Genomic DNA, 19,452 nt, shown 5'->3' with positions numbered 1-19,452 from the left:
TACCCTGGATCAAAGAAGATGTGCTCTAAGCTCTTCTCCACTCTTGTCTGAAAGATAAGCAGGTGGAATATCAAGGATTGTCTTGCATCCCTTGAGACCCTCGTCGTTCATGCGCTTTGCTGCTCTTGCAACTGCTACGAGAACGCTTGTTGTAAATTCAGGGTTTGAATCGAGCTTCAAGCTGTATTCAATAATGTGATTGTGCTCCTTGTTAGCGCCTGTCTTGCCGCTTCTGAATACAAATCCGCCGTGTGCCATTCCGCTGTGGTTCTTTAAGAGCTCTTCTTCGCTGATAAAATGAACTGTTGTGTCATAATCAGCAAAATAGTTAGGCATTTCCTTGATCTCTTTTTCTACTGCTGCAGCATCTGCGCCTTCCTCAAGAACAACAAAGCACTCTCTTGTGTGCTTCTGTCTTGTTGTGAGCTCAGGATTTTCTCCGTTTCTAACTGCCTCAAGAGCGCTCTCTACAGGGATTGTGTACTGCTTTGCATTCTTAACGCCTTTAATTCTGCGGATAGCATCTGAATGTCCCTGAGATACTCCCTTGCCCCAGAATGTGTAATCTTTTCCATCCGGAAGAATAGCATTTGAATAAACTCTTGCAAGTGAGAACATTCCAGGATCCCAACCACATGAGATAACTGCGATCTTGCCGCTTTCCTTTGCAGAAGCATCAACGTTTGCAAAATGCTCAGGAATTCTTGCGTGTGTGTCAAAGCTGTCAACCACGTTGAAAAGCTTTGCATACTCAGGAGTCTGAACAGGAAGATCTGTTGCACTTCCTCCGCAAAGGATCATAACATCGATCTTATCCTTATAATCAGCAACATCCTTAACAGAAACAACAGGAACTCCTTCTGTTGCTATCTTTAAAGAAGAAGGATCCCTTCTTGTAAACACAGCTACAAGCTCCATGTCTGGAGCAGCCTTAACTGCAAGTTCAACACCTTTACCAAGGTTTCCATAACCCAGGATTCCAATTCTAGTACTCATAAACTCCTCCTTATCGCTTTAAACCTGACCCTAATCTGGCCTAAATTAATTTCGATTATACAACAATCAAAACTCCAGCCAAAGATATTTTTTACCATCGTTTCCAAAAAGAATACACTTGCCTATGGTCTCGCGCTCACTAAGCTGCTCTCGCCAGTAATCACCAAGGGCATTTAACACTTCATCTGGAAGTGAAGAAACCGGAGTATCCGGCAAATATAAAGTAAAGTTCTTGCCATCGTCATCCACTCCAGGTGGTGTCACAAAATATGTATGTGTCTTAACGCCGGTCTTTGTCTCCTTTACAACCTCAGTCCCTGCTTCATTCTTGAGGGTAAGGTCAGAAAGTGTGAGAGTAAACTCGGTGTCACTAACCTTTTTCTTTAAGGCAAACTTGCCGGTGAACTCATTCTTTTTTGACTCATTTCCATTTTCATTTGAATAATTAGATGAATAGTAGGAACCTTCTACGCTGCCATCAGCATTTATATGAAGGATCGTGCTTGCATCTTCATTATTTCTGAGAGAAAGATATATCGGGAAAAAGGCACTTGTTTCAATGAAATTGTCAGCATTGAAGGTCTCTATGTCAGGATCAAAAGTGTACTCAAGTTCCTTCCACTCAACATCCTCAGCGCTTGCAATTTCAGGTGTGAAGCCTTCCGCCTCTGCCTTCTCCCTAATGAGTTCATTGAGTTCCTTTATAGAAATGGTCTCAATTCCCACTGCATCATAGAACTTCTTCAGAGGGTACTCGTCATCATATATTCCGTCGTCCTCAATAAGCTTACAGTAGAAATATCCGCCAAGACCGTTGTCATTTTCATAGTCACCGCTATACTGCGCATAGCTGAATACATTGTCTTTTTCATCTTCTGTATTATTAAAATCGAAGCTAAAGAAAACAAAGCTTCCCGGAAGTGGCATTTCAAGACTTACATGCTCACCTTCGCCGCCCCAGATATCTCCAGGATATTCTGTATCTGAGCAGTCAAAAACGGTTGTCTCGTCACCGTAGATATAATGCCAGTTTCCGCGGGCATCTATGTAGCTCTTTTCAAAATAATGATTGGAAGCTCCGCCTGATCCGTCGCCGTAAATATATCCGTATTTATTGATTCCGACTCTGCTTCGTGACCAGCCCTCATTGGAATAAAGACACTCAAGCTTTCCATCAATTTCTTTTATAATAAGGTACTCAGCCCAATCCTCCAGAGAAGGTGTGTGGATGCAGACTGCCAGTTCCTCATTGCCGTCATTTCCGCAGTCAAGGTAAGAATACTCGATTCCTTCAAGCTCAATCTTGGCGCCCTCAAACTGCCCAAGATAATTGGAAATAATTACATTTGTAAGTTCCTCAAGGGTGTAATTTAAGTCTTTATCCTTTTCAAAAGAAAAATATGTTCCAAAGTCCCTGTCCTGATTTATATGAACTTTTGCCTTGTTCGCAAGGAAGTTTGCATATGTAGCCTCGACCGCATCCGCCTCAGCTGTTGTTTCATCTGAAGTCTGAACATCTTCCGATGTATCTTTTGACGCCTCTTCTGTCGTAGCTTCTAAAGAAGAGCCCTCGCCTGCATTTTTCTGATCAGTCCCGCATGCAGAAACTAAAAATGCACAGGCCAACATGATTCCAATCAGTTTTTTCTTCATATAATCCTCCTCGCAAACTTTTGCATTTGCACATTCTTCCTCAATTATACTTCCTTTAATTATTTCTGACACCATTGAATAGATAAAAAAAGTATGATAACATTCATAGACACTTTACAGGTTTTTTGATTTATATAATAAGGAAAAGATATGTTATACACAAAAACAATAGAAGAAATGATCGAAGACAGCAGAGACAAGCTTGTCATCGATGTTCGTGAAGAAAAGGATTTCAATAAAAGTTCATACCCGGGAGCTTTGAATATTTCCTGGGAAACATTTTCTGATCATGAAAATGAACTGTCAAAAGAAAAGCCAATTTATCTTTTGTGTTACTCGGGAAAGCACTCAGTAGAGATCTGCGAAGAGTTCACTCCAAAGGGCTACGAGATTTACAGCATAGAAGGCGGTATCTACAGCTATTACAGATATACTATAGAGCATCAGCTCTCTGATGAAGATGAAAAAGAAATGCGCTGCAAAGAAATCGAGCGAAGTATCATCAAGAAGTTCAGACCTGAGCTTTGGAGCCAGTTCACAAAAGCAATCAACACCTACGACCTCATCCAGGACGGGGACAAGATTGCTGTCTGCATATCCGGTGGAAAAGATTCCATGCTGATGGCTAAGCTTTTCCAGGAGCTTTCAAGGCATGGTAAAAAGAACTTTGAAGTAGTATACATGGTAATGAACCCCGGCTACAACGACATAAACTACACCACAATTATCAACAATGCCAAACTGATGCAGATTCCTATAACTGTTTTCGACTCAGATATCTTTGACATTGTAGATAAGGAAGTTTCAGGCTCACCCTGCTACCTGTGTGCAAGAATGAGACGTGGTGCCCTTTACAGTAAGGCAAAAGAGCTTGGATGTAACAAAATAGCCCTCGGTCACCACTACGACGATGTCATCGAAACCATACTGATGGGAATGCTCTACGGTGGTCAGATACAGACTATGATGCCAAAGCTTCACAGTACAAACTTTGAGGGCATGGAACTTATAAGACCTCTTTACCTCATCAGAGAAGAGAACATCAAAAAATGGATGGCATACAATGATCTCACTTTTATCAACTGTGCCTGCAGGCTGACAGAGAGCTGCGCAAGCTGCGGCGGTACAGATAAGGGCAGCAAGCGCGCTGAGATAAAATCTCTTATTTCAGAGCTCAGAGAAAGAAGCCCTTATATAGAAGCAAACATCTTCAAAAGTGTGGAGAATGTTCATCTCAACGCCCTTGTTGCCTACAAGACGCCTGATGGAAAGCGCCATCATTTCCTTGATAATTACAGTGAATATTCTGAGTAAATATATGCATTCTGATGCGTATTATCCAGTTCAATAACCTTTTTAAGGCAGTCCATTGCTTTTTCTTTATCTCCAAGGCCTATGTATCCAAGGCCCATAAGATAATAGCAATGGGCTTTATTTTTTTTGTCCATATCTGCGTCAAACACTGACATATCCGGCATTGATACAGCAAAATAGTCCATTTTGAACTTGTCGTGAAGATGCTTTTGCCCATAATAAAGGAGCTTATAGAACCTTGAATTGGCTTCCCTTTTGTTTCCAAGCTTCTCAAATGCAAGTCCCTGGTAAAGTATCATATCAGCAGGCTGGTCATAGTAGTACATCATTCCTGCGACTTCCATGGCTCCAAGGGTGGCTTTCTCAAAACACTCTTTTGCCTTATCATTGTCACCCAGCATTTCTAAGCAGCATCCAAGGTTGTAGTAAATATGGTTATCCTTCGTGCCTTCAAGTCTGCCTTCACCAAGATTTTCAGGATATGAAAGAGCCTCAAGGAGCTTGTCTTTTGCTTCACCTGCCCTACCTTCTTTTATCAGGTCTTTTGCCGGCTCAAGGAGACTTACCTTAAACTGAGTTGTGATCTTACCTTCTGCACCTTCCCAGGTCTGGAAGCTGTGGCCTGTGATCCTCTCGTGGGCCTCTTCATGAAGCTTAAGGGTATTAAGCAGTGTCACATACTCTGTATAAAGGTCATCTCTCTTCTCGATAAGGCCAATGTTTTCCTTATATTTCTCAAGTCTCTCCTTCAAAGGTCTGTTGAGCTTTTGATAGAGCTGGTCAAGTTCGAGGAACACCCTTGCGTCCTGCCTGTTAAGGTCAAAGGCTTTCTCAAGGCAGCTAAGGGCTTTCTCAGGAGCGTTTTTCTTGTTGTAGTAGGCAATTGACAGGTTCCTTAAAACAGTTGGAAATGTATCGCATATCTCAAGGGAAGCCTCGTACATCTCAATTGCCAGGTCGTACTGAAGTTTATCGTAGTACAGACATCCCAGATAATACCTTGCTTTTGAGCCCTCCTCATCAGCAGCTATCGCAGCCTTCAAAACTGCGATGTCCTCAAGCTTATTAGGGAAGCAGTAAGCAGGATCTGCCTTTTCCCCTTTCTTATATGCCAAAAGAGCTTTCTCTTTTTCACCCAGCTTCTCAAAATATGCGCCGCGATAATAATGGACCATTGGATTATCACCGTCGTAGATATCAAGGGCGCTTACAGCCTCTTCATAGAATCCGCCTTCAGCAAGGTCCCTTGCCACCATAAGGAAGGTCTCATGGAAGTTCCTTGTAAATTTTCTGAACTGTTCTGCTCCTTCGCCCACAAGCAAAGTCCTGATATAAGCTGACACAAAATCAAAAGTATCAAATTCTAAGTTCTCACAGGTATAATCAAGGGCCTCGGTTTTTCTTCCAAGCTTATAGAGAATAGCCGCCCTTAAAGCTCTCGCCTTTGTGCTATGACTGTTTTTCACAAGTGCCTCGTCTATCAGGTCAAGAGCCGTCTCATACTCATGTTTCCTTGCCGCAATAGCCGCAAGATAATAAAAAGATTTTTCCTTCTGTTCATCTGACCAGGTTGCCTTATAGAAGGCGTCGTAAGCCTCATCATATTTTTCCTGGTAAAAGAGGCATAGTCCCAAATTGTAGAAGCTCTCGGAATCGTAAGGATTGGGATGAAGCCTTGTAAGCCTCTCGATTGCTTTTCTGAAGTACTTCTCCGAAAGGTCGAATCTGCCTCTTTTAAGCAAAAGAAGTCCATAGGCATTGTTGATCCTGATATCCCCGGGATCGCGCTTTAAGCCCTCAAGGTAATATGGGTCAGGTAAAAATGTCGCATGGCGATACTGCTCAATATGGTTACCTGCAAGGAACAGTTCTTCATTGGTCTGAATATCACAAGGGTCCTTTACTGCCTCTGCAGGCTCAGCAAACTCAGGGTCTTTTTCCTCAAGGATTTTGTAGGAAACAAGCTCTTTCCCCGAAGTATTGTCCGTGACTGTCACCTTGATCCTGCTCTTGTCAAATTCCTCTTTAGTAACCTTCCCTTCCAGAATCTTACCTAGTTCAAGCTCCCGCTCGCAGATATCCACAGGGGAAATAGAAACCTTCTCAGAAAAAAGAGTCTCACCACCATAGAGGACTGAAAGGGTAGCGTCATTGTACTTCTCAGTTGCATAAATACAGATGTAGAGCGCTTTGTCAGGCTTCACCTCAACATTAAGTGCCCCATGGATCGTGGCATTTTTTACCTGGCCAACCTTCTTGTATGGCATAAAGTACTGCTTAAATACCTTCTCCTCATAGGGCTTAAGCCAGGAGAAATCAGGCTGATTGTCGCAGAACATGCCGGTCATAAGCTCGATATATGGGCCATCCTCGTCTGTAAGATTTCGGTCCCATGCCTTTCCAAAGTCACCGCACCCCCATGTCCACTGCTTTTTGCCCGGTGATACGTGATGGTCAGCAACATGCAAAAGGCCTGCTTCTTTCTTATAGTCATAGCCTCCAACAAAGTCAAAATCAGACTTCTCAGCCATATATGAAGTAGGCACAGGAATATTCTTATATCTTGAAATATCAACACCCTCGCTGTAATCATGCTTGTAATACTCGCCAGTTGCGATAGGGAACCTTGAAACAGCACGCTTTCCGTGGTCATATACGTTGTGAACATCGGGCGGAAAAATTGACTGTGTGTAATCATTTACAGAAACCGCAGGGTTAGCCCACCACAAAAAAGTCTGCGGAAGCGGTGTTCTGTTATAGAGCTGCCCTGTAATCTCTATAAAAGCCTTCCCAGGATAAAGGGTAAACTTGGTTATCTCTTTTGTTCCATACATCTGGTCAACATCGCCTGTGATCAGAGTCACACTGCCGTCGTCATTCTGTGTAAGCTTATAATCCACAGGAGAATAAGTTGTAGGTCTGTGATGCTGAGGCCAGTTAAACTCAATGCCTCCTGAGATCCATGGCCCCGTAAGTCCGACAAGAGCTGGTTTTATCACCTGATTGTAGTAGACAAAATCGTAGCCGTTTGTCTTGTCATAGGCTCTCTGGATCCTGCCTCCAAGCTGTGGAAGGATCATCACCTTGATATACTCGTTCTCAAGAAAAACTGCCTTCCAGGCCACATCCTTTTTGGCGCGGCTGATCTCATTGGTTGAAGGATAAGGATATATTTTTCCTGTGCTTCCCTGATACACTCTCTTCTCCAAAAACATTGGATTTATATCAGGCTTTCCGACCTCGTAAGTTGGGATTAGAACGCTCTCTTCCCATATTTTTGCATCTATCATGTCTATTCTCCTTTGCGGATACTATTGTTATTAACATTCGTAACTATTCAGAGCAAGCCCCGGACTAGTTACTTACATTTTCATTTACCCCAGGGTTATCATCAAGTGAAAAAATTGGTGATTTTTGTTAAAATATTGCTCTATTGTATGAGCTATCTGTCAGTGCTATAATTCCTCTATGTTAAAAGAAATATTTTCAAGCTAAGGAACCGCTTATGAAATCTACAGAAAAGTACGTTTCAAGGGATTCTGAATACTTTTTCCACTATGCCTCTGCCACAGCTCAAAAGCTCTTTTTCTATCCGGTTGTGGCAGGTAGGTTCACGTACCTTCCCGGTTATGAACTGAGTCGTGAAAGGTATGACAGTTACCTCATGATAATTGTTGAATCCGGAGAACTTACAGCCTGCATTTCCGGAAAAGAATACATAGTATATCCCGGTCAGATTTTATTGATAAATTGCTATGAGCCTCACTCCTATAAGAGCCTTGTGAAAACCACCATCTCCTGGATCCACTTTGATGGCAACATGAGCAATGACTTCTACGAAGCCATAATTAATTCCAAAGGAAACATCTTAACCCCGCAGAACCTGCAGCCCATAAAGAGTCTTTGCCACAAGATAATTGAGTCCATGAATGAGAGTAAAAACAAATGCTCCGAGGGCGATTACTCGCTGATGATCCACAATCTTTTGAACCTAATGCTGACTTCAGAGAACACCCAGATCATCGGAAACAGTGAGAATTTCCAAAAGGTTTTAAGCTATATAAATGATCATTTTTCAGAAAATATTTCAATTGATGAACTATCAGAGATTGCAGGTCTCACAAGCTATTATTTTCTCAGAGCTTTTAAGAAAAAAACAGGCGTAACGCCGCACCAGTTCATTATTGATACAAGGCTTTCGTCCGCCAAATACTACTTATCCTCAACGGATATGAGCATAAGTGATATTGCTGAAAAGGTTGGATTTAGCGACGAGAGCGCATTTTGCCAGTCATTTAAAAAGAAAAACGGCACAACACCGCTTAAATACAGAAGAGGAGAAAATTATGAGATATGATCTAACAGGCAATTGGACGATTACTGCAAACCAGGTTCAAAAGCAAGGGCAGCTTCCCGGAACCCTTGATACCAACGAGATTGGAAATATTGACAAGGTTGCAAAGCCCTGGCACCCGGACGTTGAAGACAGAAACAAACACATGGAAAAAGATGCGGAGACTGACCCAAGGATCAACTCCAGGTTCACAAGGCTCTACACCTATGAGGGCGAGGCTACATTTCAGAGGACTTTTGATGAAGAGCCATCTTCAGATAAGAGGCTTTTTATCGTGGCAGAGAGAGCCCGTGCTCTTTCTCTTAATGTGGACGGCACAGACATTCCAAGCGCCAGCGGATGCCTTAGCACTCCCTACGTTTTCGAAGTTACGGGCATTCTTCACAAAGGAAGCACCATCACCTTCACCTGCGACAACTCCTATCAGGGACTTCCTTACAAAGACATTGTCTTTTCCTCAGCAGCCACAGATGAGACCCAGACTAACTGGAACGGAATAATAGGCGACATCTACGTGGAGGAAAGAGATAATATCTTTTTATCTGACATTATGGTCTACCCTCACGGAAACAAACTTGATGTACGCATCGTTATAGATGTAGCTGAAAACGCTGTAAGCGCCTCAAACATGAGCCTTGTCCTTAGCTGTCCATACCTTGCAGACACCATCGAATCAGCGGTAGACATTGATCCATCCGACGACTGCACTGTCATAGAACTCACAGATCTTGAACTTTCCGAAAATTACAGAGACCACCTCTGGGATGAAGGAAAGGGCAATCTCTGCGACCTTACAGTAGCTCTTTTAGCTGGTGCAAAAGAAATTACAAGGAAAAATGTCCGTTTTGGCATCAGGGACTTCTCCTACGATAGCGAGGGAAGACTTACAATAAACGACCGCAGATTTTTCCTAAGAGGCGAAGCCAACTGTGCCGTTTTCCCAGAAACAGGCTTTCCTCCAATGGACAAGGAAAGCTGGACAAAGATACTTAAAACCTACGCCTCATACGGTGTAAACTGCATGCGTTTCCACTCCTGGTGCCCGCCGGAAGCAGCATTTTCTGCAGCTGACGAGCTTGGTATGATGATGCAGCCTGAGCTCTCCCACTGGAATCCAAGGGACGCTTTTAAGAGCAGTGAAAGCAAGGAATATTACCAGACAGAGCTTTTGGAGATCCTCTGGACTTACGCCAACCACCCTTCTTTTGTCATGCTCTCACTCGGAAATGAGCTCATAACAGATGAAGAGGGCGTTGCCTACATGCACGAGCTCTTATCAATCGCCAAAAGAACTGACAACACCCGTCTCTTTGCCTGGGGATCAAACAACTTCTACGGCGCAAACGGAGTTGATAAAGAGAGCGACTTCTACACTTCTGCCCGCTTTAAGGACAAGCACATCCGTCTTTCCGGAGTTAAAGGGCTTTTTAATAAGACCTATCCTAATGCAAAAAACAACTTCTCAGAGATTATGAAGGACCTCAGAAAAGACTATGACAAACCTGTCTTTGGTTTCGAAGTTGGTCAGTACGAGGTCTCTCCTGATATTGACGAGATTGATGAGTTCAAAGGTGTTACAAAGCCAGATAATTACAGCATTGTAAAGGATAAATTAAAAGCCCTTGGTATATCAGATAAAGAATGGAAAAAGAGAATCGCCGCAACAGGTGAACTCGCTTTAATAGGCTATCGCGAGGAAGTTGAAGCTGTCATGAGAACTCCTGAAATGTCAGGCTTATCTCTTCTTGGACTTCAGGACTTCCCCGGACAGGGAACAGCTCTTGTGGGAATGCTCAATTCTCACCTTGAAGCAAAAGCATTTCCATTTGCAGAACCTTCAAGATTTAGAAGTTTCTTCACAGATCAGGCGCTTTTGGTTCTTCTTGACAGATACACTTATGTTGCAGGAGATCTGATAAAAGCAGATGTTTTATTTGCCAATTACGGCCATGATGATTTCTTTTTACCTGTAAAGTATGCCCTTTGCGAGCATTCAGATAGTGCTGAGGCTACATCCGGCGCTACCTGCAAGGGGGGAGTCTTAAGCGAAGTTCATTGCCCTGCAGGAACACTAACAAATGTGGGAACAATTGAAATACCATTAGCAGACTACACTTCTCCTAAAAGGCTGGATCTGGTTGTTTATTATGAAAACACCGATATTAGAAACACTTACCCTGTGTGGGTTTACCCTGATGTAACGCCTGTTTGTCCTGATTCAGTTTATGAAACAGAAGTCTTTGACGAAAAGGCAATAAAAATTTTGGAAGCCGGCGGCAAAGTATTCCTTGCTCCCCACTCAACAGAAGAAGCTCTTCCACATTCTGCCAAAGCTCAGTTCTCTACGGACTTTTGGTCAGTTGGAACTTTCCCTAACCAGGAAGGCACTATGGGACAGCTCATTTTAAAGGACCATCCTTTATTTAAGACCTTCCCTACCGAAGAGTTCACCAACTACCAGTGGTGGCCAATGGCTTCACAAAGAGCTTTCATCCTTCCAAAATACATGGACACTCTTGTAACTGAGATGGACAGCTATGCTACTCTCCGTCCAATGTCTCAGCTTCTTGAAGTAAAGTGCAACGGCGGCAAGCTTATGGCTTCATCCATGGGCCTTTGGGACCTCCAGGAATATCCTGAAGCGAGAGCTCTTTTACACAGTATCTACAGCTATATGGATTCAGATGAGTTTAACCCCGTTTCTGAGATGACCCCTGATGACATTAACAAGACATTGGGACGGTTCTTTTGACTTGTTTTTTCAAATTTCCACTCCCAAACAGTGGCGTATATGAATTGACCAATTCACTTCATGTACGTATACTCTTAATGTGTCATTTTGCGGAACAGAAAAACGGAGTAAACGAAGTATGAATATTTATATTGATTTTGACGATTGTTTATGTGAAACTGCCAAGCACTTTTCCATACTTGTAAAAGAAATGTTTAATAAGGAAGTGCCTTACGAAGATATAAAGTTCTTTGATCTCAAGAGATCTTTTGATCTTACTGATAAGGAATATGAAGATATGATGATTGAAGGCCACAGGCCTGAGGTTCTTCTTTCTTACGAGGAGACACCGGGAGCTGCCACGACTATCAACAACTGGCTTGATCAGGGACACGATGTCTCTATCATTACAGGAAGACCAGACAGTGCTTATGAAGCTTCAAGGCAGTGGCTTGATGAACATGATCTGAAGAGAGTTAAGCTCTTTTGCCTGAACAAATACGGCCGCGACAGTTTCATCAAGAACAGCGAATTCAATCTTGAACTGGAAGATTACTACAAAATGAAATTTGACTATGCCATTGAAGACTCACCTATGGCATTTAAGTTTTTTGACCATCTTCCTGACCTTAAGGTAATGGTAGTTGACAGGCCCTGGAACAGGGAATGTGAATTTCCAAGCAAGGCCTTCACAAGATGCCCTGATTGGAAAACAATAAAAGAACTTGTTAAATAGCGAAAAAACTTCCAACACATTTTACATACCCTGTGTTGGAAGTTTTATTTTTATTGTTTTTTATCAATCACTTTGATGCGTTCTCACCGGCAATTCTTCCGAATACAACGATATCAGCAACAGCGTTTCCACCAAGTCTGTTAGCTCCGTGGATACCACCGGTAACCTCTCCACAGGCGTAGAGTCCTGGGATTGGAGTTCCATCTGTTGAGATGACCTGAGCATCTGTATTTATCTTTACACCGCCCATGCAGTGGTGAATTCCCGGGCCTACATTAACTGCGTAGTAAGGTCCTGAAGAAAGATCTGTAAGAGGCGTTCCAATATCTCTTGAGAAATCAGCGTCTGTGCCTGAAGCAACATAGGAAGACCAGGTACTTACTGTTTCCTTCAATGCAGCAGTGGCATTTGCATCAAACTCCATGGCCTTTGCAAGTTCATCGAGATCTGCGCCTGTCACAAGGTATCCGCTCTTATCGAGTTTCTTGATAACCGCTGAGCCTTCATACATTTCCTGGTTGGCAATAAGCCATACATTTCCACCGGTCTGTGAAACTTCTGCAGCAGATACTGCGTCTCTTGTTCCGGTTTCATTGGTAAATCTCACACCTTCTCTATTTACGAGGATGGCACCATCACCTCTTAAGGCCTCACCAACAAGTGCTCCATCAGTAGGGATTACAGTAGGATGAAGCTGGATCTGCTCCATATCCACAAAGTCTGCACCAACTTCACCAAGGAAATCAATGGCATCACCATCTGCAGTTGCCACGTTTGTGGAAATATATCCTGCAAGATCAGGACGAAGCGCTACGATACGATCCATGTTGCCGCCAAATCCACCTGTTGCAATGATAACGGAATTAGCATGAACAGTGATATTTTCGCCATATGCTCCAACTCCTGATACGCCTACAGCTTTTCCATCTTCCATAAGGATCTTATTTATTGTAGCTCCGGTCTGAACTTCAATTCCAAGCTCTTCAAGTCTTACACCAAGGGCTGATACAAGGAAGTTACCTACAGAAGTAACATTTCCTTCTGCATCCACAGGACGGTGAGTTCTCTTTGCACTAAGGCCGCCCATTGTTCCCAGAGGCCCTGAAAGAGGAGCATTCTCTTTATCCAGCCAGTCGATAGCTTCTGATGTGTTCTCGGCAAGAGTTCTTACAAGCTCCGGATCATTTATCTCTTTTCCACTCTTAATGGTATCCTCGATAAAGAGTTCTACGGAGTCTTCAATTCCCTGCTCTTTTTCATAATGAGTCTCTGCTGCATTCATTCCTGAACTTGCACGGCTTGTATTTCCGCCAAGAATGTCACTCTTCTCAAGAAGGATTACGCTTTTACCATTTTCAGCAACAGTGATCGCTGCCGTCATTCCGGCTCCGCCGCCTCCGACAACTACAACATCAGCAGTAGCTTCATAATCTTCGGCAGTTCCTGCTCCGGCTCCGCTTCCATCAGCAACTATTCCGGCCTCTCCAAGTGCCATTTCCACAGCAGACAAAAAACCTTTTGAGGAATAAGTCGCTCCGGAAATAGTGTCGATATTCACATTCTGAGTCTTCAGGATTTTTGTCCTTAGTGCTTTTATGGCACTTCCTCCAATAGATGGTGTCTCGCCCTCTGTCTGATATGTAATGTCTGTTATGGTATTTCCTTCGACAAAAACAGAGACCTTGATCTCTCCTGCAAAGCCCTGCGCTGCGCCATCGTACTGATGCCCTTCACGCTCAACGACATACATGCTTCCGCCAATGCAAAACACAATTAATGCCACGCATGCTAAACATGATAAAATTCGCTTTGTGAGACTTCCCATATCTTTTCCTTTCCATCAAAAAATGATACAACTTGATTTAAAGCAACCTGAAAAATATTCAGAATTCTTTCGCTCTTCTCTCATAGCCATTTCTCTTATAGTACCGGTTTTTGTCCTCATACATCAGAGAATCAGCCATGACCTTTAATCTATCCAATCCCACCTCAGGATTATCACGATGGGATGCATATCCTATTGAGATTGCAAGCTTGCCTCCATAACTTCCCGTCCACGCGGAGGCATTCTTTTTTATTTCATCATTTATAGCAGAAATATTCTTTGTGTGAATGACAAGTGTGAACTCGTCTCCACCTGTCCTGTATACTTTTCCACTATCTCCAAGTGCTTCGCTTAAAGCATTGGCAGCTGCACAGATCAGCTCATCTCCCGCAGCATGTCCAAAGGTGTCATTGGTGTACTTTAACCTGTTGATATCAACAGAGGCTATAACAAGATCATCTTCAATAGGCTTTGAATTATAAACAGAAAGATCGTATTCCAGGCACCTTCTGTTAAATACTTTGGTCAAATCATCAGTATGAGAGATCTTTATGAGATTCTCTTCCCTTCTTTTGTCCATGTTTATATTCTGAACAGTGTACACTATAAGCGAAGGAAAGCCCTTTTCATCCTCTTCAATATTGATGTACTGAGCTCTGAACCACCCCGTTTTTACATTTATATATTCGCCGTAGATAAATCTTTTACAATACAGCCTGTTCTTTAGAGTTTTCAGATTTGTAAAATCCCAGAAGTCTTCCAGCTGTTCTTTATCCACATTCTCTTTTATATGATGATTCATAAGAGAATGCGCATGGTCGCCCAAACTTAAGGGTTTTGCCTGTTCTCCATCCTTAATGGAAAATTCTGTCATTGCCTTAAAATCTATAAGATTGACATAGTCATACACCTCAGACATGGAATAAAGAACGTCCATCTGAGCACGAATCTGCGTAGCATACGTACGAGTCGCACGATTCTTTTGAATGAGATCTGCAAAGTATCCACTTACAATCCTTATGATTGCCAATCCCGAAGCCGTCATGACCGCGGTTTCAATGGTATATCCCATCAGAGTATTGGCAAAAAACTCCATATTAGTGCTATAAACAGAAATAATATCCGCATTGTAAAAAGAAATTAAGTACGTAGATATGACCATCGCCAGGTAATTGGTTGACACAGTAATAATGAACAATCTCTTTTCACAAAAAAGGGTGCTTAAAAATGGTACAAAGAACCATGTAATATTCACATGAATATGGTTATAGGACATTAGGACCAGGAGCACTTCCATGCAAAGGAATGCTATTAGACCTGCAGAGCGCGCATAGGGCCATACTCTGATTATCTGGCGGTGGATAAAAGCCACTACGATCATACTCGCAGAGATCACAACGCAGGTGCTGTATGAGGCAGCATTAAACACCCCATAAAAAATGCCCACAGCAATAGCTGGTCCTGTAAAAATACAGAACCAAAGCACCGTGTTAATATAACGGTTTATGATTCTTCGATTTTCTTTCATAAATTCATCATAATCCGTCGCATCAACTACTATATTTGGCGTGTAAATGTCGCTATTTTTAGCCATAGGCAGCACACCTGAAAATAAACCAATCTTATGAGTCTTATAACAATAATTCTAATAAAGCCCACAGATAAAATCTACAATAGCGAAAACATTTAATAATATTTAGAAAACTTTTATTCAATATACTGTTTGTATTCTTCTTATCTATTTTTTAGTTTCATTAAATAAAAAGCAAAAAGAGCAAGTGCGAATGCTATACCGATTGGATAGCTTACAACTGCAGATAACCCCAATCCCTCTTCTGCCATAAGAATGTATGTCATGCTGACAGCAGACATAAAAGTCGCAGGAAGTGCAGCTATAAGAGAGCTCTTTTTACTCTTGCCTTCTTTTAAAAGATATGCAGAAAATGTCCATAGCGCGATCATTGCCAGAGTCTGATTGGACCAGGAAAAATACCTCCAGAGCACATTAAAATCAAGCTGAGTAAGGACTGCTCCTGCTCCTAACAAAGGAACTGTGATGATAAGACGATTTTTTATCTTGCTCTGATCAAGCTTTGTCATCTCGGCAATAATAAGTCTCGCGCTTCTAAATGCCGTGTCTCCTGACGTTATTGGGCATACAACAACGCCAACCACCGCAAGGATTCCGCCAACACTTCCAAGCATTGTCTCTGAAATCTCATACACAGTTCCGGACTGGCCAAGATTTGTCAGAGCATCGTTTAGAAGCTGAGTTGATCCATAAAAAGCAACTCCTGCAGCAGCCCATATCAGCGCAATAACAGCCTCTGATATCATCGCTCCGTAAAACACAATTCTTCCCTGTTTTTCACTGGTTATGCACTTAGCAACCATAGGGGACTGAGTGGCATGAAAACCTGAAATTGCTCCACAGGCCACAGTTATAAACATGAATGGCCAAATAGGCAGATTCTCAGGATGGAGGTCTTTTAACGTAATCTCAGGAATAGTGTAGTTTCCAAAGATAGTCCCTCCCATAACACTTGTCGCCATCGCAATAAGTATTATTCCAAATATCGGATAGAGATTTCCGATAAGCTTATCAATTGGAAGGAGCGTTGCCAGAATGTAATACAAAAGAATAACGACTACCCAGAAACTCGTGCTGAATATGTTCGGAGTAAGTCTGGCAATAAGAGCTGCCGGACTTGTAACAAACACAGTTCCTGTAAGGAGCAAAAGAACTATCGAAAATACGCGCATTCCAATTCTGACCTTGTTACCAAGATACTCACCGGATAATTCCGCTATTGATGCGCCTTTATGTCTGGATGAGATCATTCCACACAGATAATCGTGAACACCTCCGCCAAGAATTGATCCGAATACTATCCACAAAAAAACAACAGGTCCAAAGCATGCTCCCATAAGAGCTCCAAAGATCGGCCCTGTCCCCGCTATATTCAATAGCTGTATCAAAAAGGCTTTACCTGTTTTTATGGGAACGCAGTCTACTCCGTCATTCATTGCAACTGCCGGAGTTTCTCTGTCATCCGGGTCAAAAATCTTCTCAACAATCTTTCCATACACCAAATATCCGCATAAAAGTACTACTAAAGAAATCACTAACGAAATCATTTTTTCTCCTTGCCCCTTGCTTCCAAGTGTAATTGTCCATTTCAATTTTACTATACTGCGTTAGCTTGTTGTCTAAAATAAGTATAAAATAAAAGACTCTGCTGTTTCGCAGAGTCTTTTACCCATCTTTTTGTCATATTAAAACTTGAGATTGTCACCCAGAACAGGAACCTTGCTGGCAAAGAATGAGAATTCACCACTGTCCAAAAGATTTCCGTTATCATCAGTAACTCTTATATCAAATACCAAAATATGCTTACCAGTCTTGAGCTTCATGCACTCGCAGTAAATATACTCAGTGTTTATCGCCGGCAATAAGAAGTTTAAGTTTGCGGATACTGTTGTTGCGTAATAACCGCTCATGCTTGCAGTAGCTCCTGCCATAGCGTCAACAAATGAAAGGAGTGCGCCTCCGTGTATACTGCCATATGTATTATGAAGTCTTGAGTCACACTTGATCCTCGCTTTACTGTAGGTTGAACTCAGTTCCATAATCTCAAACCCAATGAAGCTGTTATATTTGTTCTCATATAACTCAGGAATCATCTTCTCCCTCATTGCGTTTTCTTTTTCTGATCTTGCTTTTCTCAATTCTATTTCCTTGCCTTTCGTGATTTATATCAATGAGTCTGCAATAATATAGGCAGCTGATACAAGCCGTTACGAGTATCAGCTGCCACAAAAAGCAGATTTTATGTGATTATTATATCGCCCAAGGCTCTAAATTTCAATTGGCTGGCAAATCTGTTCCCTGATGCCGCACTCCATCAGTTACTTGATGACGCTGAAGCAGAAGCCGCAGACATGATCGCTACGTACATACAAAGCTGCGCAGCAATAACTGCAGAAAGAGCACTGCTTGCGACAGATGCGCCAGTTGCTACGTTTCCATCAGAATAGATTTCGGAAACGATCATAGTACCGAGCATAAGTCTTGTATGCCTGTTCATATTCAGTATTCCAAAGCCTTTTTTACCACTAAGATATTCTGCTACTTCCACAACCTCAGAAACAAGGTCTTCAATATTCTTGTCGATTCCCACAAGAATACCAAGCGAAGCCAGCTCATAGCCTTTACCATACTTTGCTCCGGCATTTTTGAAGGCCTCAAAAAGCTCCATTACTTTTTCGCTCTTTAGCTCTGCCTGTCCATCAAATGTTGCAAGCACCTGACTAAGTGAGTATGCAGCATCCTCATGGAATGCAAAGTTCTTTTTAATAAGCTGGTAAATCTCCTCGAGTTCTGCCAATATCTCTTCTGTGCTCTTGTCCTTCATTGCTAAAAGAACTGCAAAGCTTGTATCCTCATCTGTTGTAAGGAATGGATGATCCTTTCTCATGCCCTTCATAATCTCGTAGGTCTTCTCAACAAGGCTTTCTGCCTCAGATGCCCTTCCTGTGTCGCAGATTGAAGCTGCAGCAAGGACTCTGTAAGAAGAACCAAGGATCTTCCCCTTTTGGAACTCTCCATACACATCTATCAGCTTATCCAGATACCCTTCAGGATTACCACTGGCAGCCATCTTGGCTGCAATGATCAGCTCATTGTTGCCTCTAATTTCTGAGAATATTCCCTGCTTTTTTCTGATAAGCTTTTTACAATCTTTAAGCTGATCAACATCAGCCGTCTTGTCTTTTTCTGTAAAAAAAGAAGCGGCTACAACTTTGATAAGATCATGATCCAATAAAGAAGCCTTCCCCGCGAGCTTCCTGTTTTCTACCAACAATTCACATCTTTTTTCAATTTCACTTCTCATACACTTTTCTCCCAAAATTCAGTCTTTTCTTTAAATTGTCATTACCGGATCATATAATTGAATACTGCATGAACTCATACTTAAGCTGCGTTCCTTCTGCTATTCCTTCCGGCAAAAGAGCTCTCGCAACGAGCTTTAGATCCTCGGATTCAATATCTGTTCTTTTTAAATTTGCATAATCGCCGTCAATACTTTCAACTACGTAATACCAAGTTTCCATGACAAACCTCCTGTTTATCTGCCACAACACATATGTATATGATAATACTACAGAAACCCGCAGGTATAAATGAATTCTTTTGATTATTTACCATGATTTTTAAAATGTAAGAAATGAGTTGTCTTTTTTAACCTTAAATGGTAAAGTATAAAAGCTCAAAGAGTAATCTTTGGCCGAATATGCGGATGCTTACATTATGAGCTATGCATTGGCTTGCGCTCATTGTAATCAGCTATTATTTTCAAAAGCGGCAGTTTTTGGAGAGAATATTTGTTAGACATCGTTGGTACTACATTTCGTGGGTTCCATGCGTCATTCTGATGCGTGGATATTTCCATTTAAAAGTTCAAATAGTAGCAGTCTATGGTCTTTTATACCTTAAGCATAGAAATCATTGTTTTGGGGGCATGTTTTCTGGCTGCATAAGGCAATCGTAGAATGCGAAACATGACCTAAATGAAAGAAAAATGGAGTTTAGGTCATGGATTTTGGAAAAGTAAGACAGTGGATTTATCAAAAACATGACCTAATTGAAAGAAAAATGATGTTTAGGTCATGGATTTTGGAAAAGTAAAGACAGTGGATCTATCAAAAACATGACCTAAATGAAAATAAAATGAAGATTAGGTCATGAATTATGGAAAAGCAAGCCATTATGTCCATATAATGGTGTAAATTGAAAAAATAATATAAAAGAGCCATGAATGCTCTATCCTGATTTAAAATGT

The 19,452-nt window shown here is 41.9% G+C and carries 13 protein-coding genes; 4 read left to right on the top strand and 9 right to left on the bottom strand.

Annotated features, from left to right (window positions below; all coding sequences use genetic code 11):
- Positions 1–9: 9 nt before the first annotated feature.
- The gene (locus E7303_RS12855) at positions 10–996 is read right to left on the bottom strand and encodes a diaminopimelate dehydrogenase (RefSeq protein ID WP_292145740.1); all 987 of its coding nucleotides are present in this window, start codon (positions 994–996) and stop codon (positions 10–12) included.
- 66 nt (positions 997–1,062) lie between these two features.
- Positions 1,063–2,649: a hypothetical protein gene (locus E7303_RS12850; RefSeq protein WP_292145739.1), complete on the bottom strand. Its 1,587-nt coding sequence runs from the start codon at positions 2,647–2,649 to the stop codon at positions 1,063–1,065.
- Between the two features lie 150 nt (positions 2,650–2,799).
- Here E7303_RS12850 and E7303_RS12845 point away from each other — a divergent pair, with 150 nt between their 5' ends.
- Entirely contained in the window at positions 2,800–3,963 is a 1,164-nt protein-coding gene (locus E7303_RS12845; protein ID WP_292145737.1) for an ATP-binding protein, read from the top strand.
- Here E7303_RS12845 and E7303_RS12840 read toward each other — a convergent pair.
- Positions 3,942–7,253: a DUF5107 domain-containing protein gene (locus E7303_RS12840; RefSeq protein ID WP_292145736.1), complete on the bottom strand. Its 3,312-nt coding sequence runs from the start codon at positions 7,251–7,253 to the stop codon at positions 3,942–3,944. The genes E7303_RS12845 and E7303_RS12840 overlap by 22 nt on opposite strands.
- A 215-nt stretch (positions 7,254–7,468) precedes the next feature.
- Between E7303_RS12840 and E7303_RS12835 the strand changes: the two genes are divergently transcribed.
- The 3 genes from E7303_RS12835 (at position 7,469) to E7303_RS12825 (ending at position 11,784) form a co-directional block, all read left to right on the top strand.
- Positions 7,469–8,320: an AraC family transcriptional regulator gene (locus E7303_RS12835; protein WP_292145735.1), complete on the top strand. Its 852-nt coding sequence runs from the start codon at positions 7,469–7,471 to the stop codon at positions 8,318–8,320.
- Positions 8,310–11,069, top strand: a complete 2,760-nt coding sequence (locus tag E7303_RS12830) for a glycoside hydrolase family 2 TIM barrel-domain containing protein (RefSeq protein ID WP_292145734.1) — start codon at positions 8,310–8,312, stop codon at positions 11,067–11,069. The genes E7303_RS12835 and E7303_RS12830 overlap by 11 nt, the downstream gene beginning before the upstream one ends.
- Positions 11,070–11,187: 118 nt before the next feature.
- Positions 11,188–11,784, top strand: coding sequence for a 5' nucleotidase, NT5C type (locus E7303_RS12825; RefSeq protein WP_292145733.1), 597 nt, complete (start codon positions 11,188–11,190; stop codon positions 11,782–11,784).
- A gap of 67 nt (positions 11,785–11,851) precedes the next feature.
- Here the strand turns inward: E7303_RS12825 and E7303_RS12820 are convergent, their stop codons facing one another.
- The 6 genes from E7303_RS12820 to E7303_RS12795 form a co-directional block, all read right to left on the bottom strand.
- Positions 11,852–13,534 (bottom strand): flavocytochrome c, encoded by a 1,683-nt coding sequence (locus E7303_RS12820; RefSeq protein ID WP_292145732.1) that lies wholly within the window; start codon positions 13,532–13,534, stop codon positions 11,852–11,854.
- A gap of 133 nt (positions 13,535–13,667) precedes the next feature.
- Positions 13,668–15,203, bottom strand: a complete 1,536-nt coding sequence (locus tag E7303_RS12815) for a GGDEF domain-containing protein (RefSeq protein ID WP_292145731.1) — start codon at positions 15,201–15,203, stop codon at positions 13,668–13,670.
- Positions 15,204–15,343: 140 nt separating this feature from the next.
- Positions 15,344–16,747 carry a carbon starvation CstA family protein gene (locus E7303_RS12810; protein ID WP_292145730.1) on the bottom strand — a complete coding sequence of 468 codons (1,404 nt, stop codon included), beginning with the start codon at positions 16,745–16,747 and terminating at the stop codon, positions 15,344–15,346.
- 138 nt (positions 16,748–16,885) lie between these two features.
- Positions 16,886–17,338, bottom strand: a complete 453-nt coding sequence (locus tag E7303_RS12805) for a PaaI family thioesterase (protein ID WP_292145729.1) — start codon at positions 17,336–17,338, stop codon at positions 16,886–16,888.
- 176 nt (positions 17,339–17,514) lie between these two features.
- Positions 17,515–18,504, bottom strand: a complete 990-nt coding sequence (locus E7303_RS12800) for a DUF4003 family protein (protein ID WP_292145728.1) — start codon at positions 18,502–18,504, stop codon at positions 17,515–17,517.
- 49 nt (positions 18,505–18,553) lie between these two features.
- Positions 18,554–18,724, bottom strand: coding sequence for a chorismate--pyruvate lyase (locus E7303_RS12795; protein ID WP_292145727.1), 171 nt, complete (start codon positions 18,722–18,724; stop codon positions 18,554–18,556).
- Between the last annotated feature and the right edge of the window lie 728 nt (positions 18,725–19,452).

Origin of the sequence: Butyrivibrio sp., assembly GCF_015056685.1 — a bacterium.
Taxonomy (GTDB): Bacteria; Bacillota; Clostridia; order Lachnospirales; family Lachnospiraceae; genus Butyrivibrio.
The sequence above is the reverse complement of the archived record's forward strand: the minus strand, read 5'-3'. Positions and strand labels throughout refer to the sequence as shown.

What these genes read in the sequence shown, in the direction of transcription:
- E7303_RS12840 (WP_292145736.1), bottom strand. Translation starts at nt 7,253, where the DNA reads ATGATAGATGCAAAAATATGGGAAGAGAGCGTTCTAATCCCAACTTAC.
- E7303_RS12850 (WP_292145739.1), bottom strand. Translation starts at nt 2,649, where the DNA reads ATGAAGAAAAAACTGATTGGAATCATGTTGGCCTGTGCATTTTTAGTT.
- E7303_RS12800 (WP_292145728.1), bottom strand. Translation starts at nt 18,504, where the DNA reads ATGAGAAGTGAAATTGAAAAAAGATGTGAATTGTTGGTAGAAAACAGG.
- E7303_RS12825 (WP_292145733.1), top strand. Translation starts at nt 11,188, where the DNA reads ATGAATATTTATATTGATTTTGACGATTGTTTATGTGAAACTGCCAAG.
- E7303_RS12830 (WP_292145734.1), top strand. Translation starts at nt 8,310, where the DNA reads ATGAGATATGATCTAACAGGCAATTGGACGATTACTGCAAACCAGGTT.
- E7303_RS12795 (WP_292145727.1), bottom strand. Translation starts at nt 18,724, where the DNA reads ATGGAAACTTGGTATTACGTAGTTGAAAGTATTGACGGCGATTATGCA.
- E7303_RS12810 (WP_292145730.1), bottom strand. Translation starts at nt 16,747, where the DNA reads ATGATTTCGTTAGTGATTTCTTTAGTAGTACTTTTATGCGGATATTTG.
- E7303_RS12855 (WP_292145740.1), bottom strand. Translation starts at nt 996, where the DNA reads ATGAGTACTAGAATTGGAATCCTGGGTTATGGAAACCTTGGTAAAGGT.
- E7303_RS12845 (WP_292145737.1), top strand. Translation starts at nt 2,800, where the DNA reads ATGTTATACACAAAAACAATAGAAGAAATGATCGAAGACAGCAGAGAC.
- E7303_RS12835 (WP_292145735.1), top strand. Translation starts at nt 7,469, where the DNA reads ATGAAATCTACAGAAAAGTACGTTTCAAGGGATTCTGAATACTTTTTC.
- E7303_RS12820 (WP_292145732.1), bottom strand. Translation starts at nt 13,534, where the DNA reads ATGTATGTCGTTGAGCGTGAAGGGCATCAGTACGATGGCGCAGCGCAG.
- E7303_RS12815 (WP_292145731.1), bottom strand. Translation starts at nt 15,203, where the DNA reads ATGGCTAAAAATAGCGACATTTACACGCCAAATATAGTAGTTGATGCG.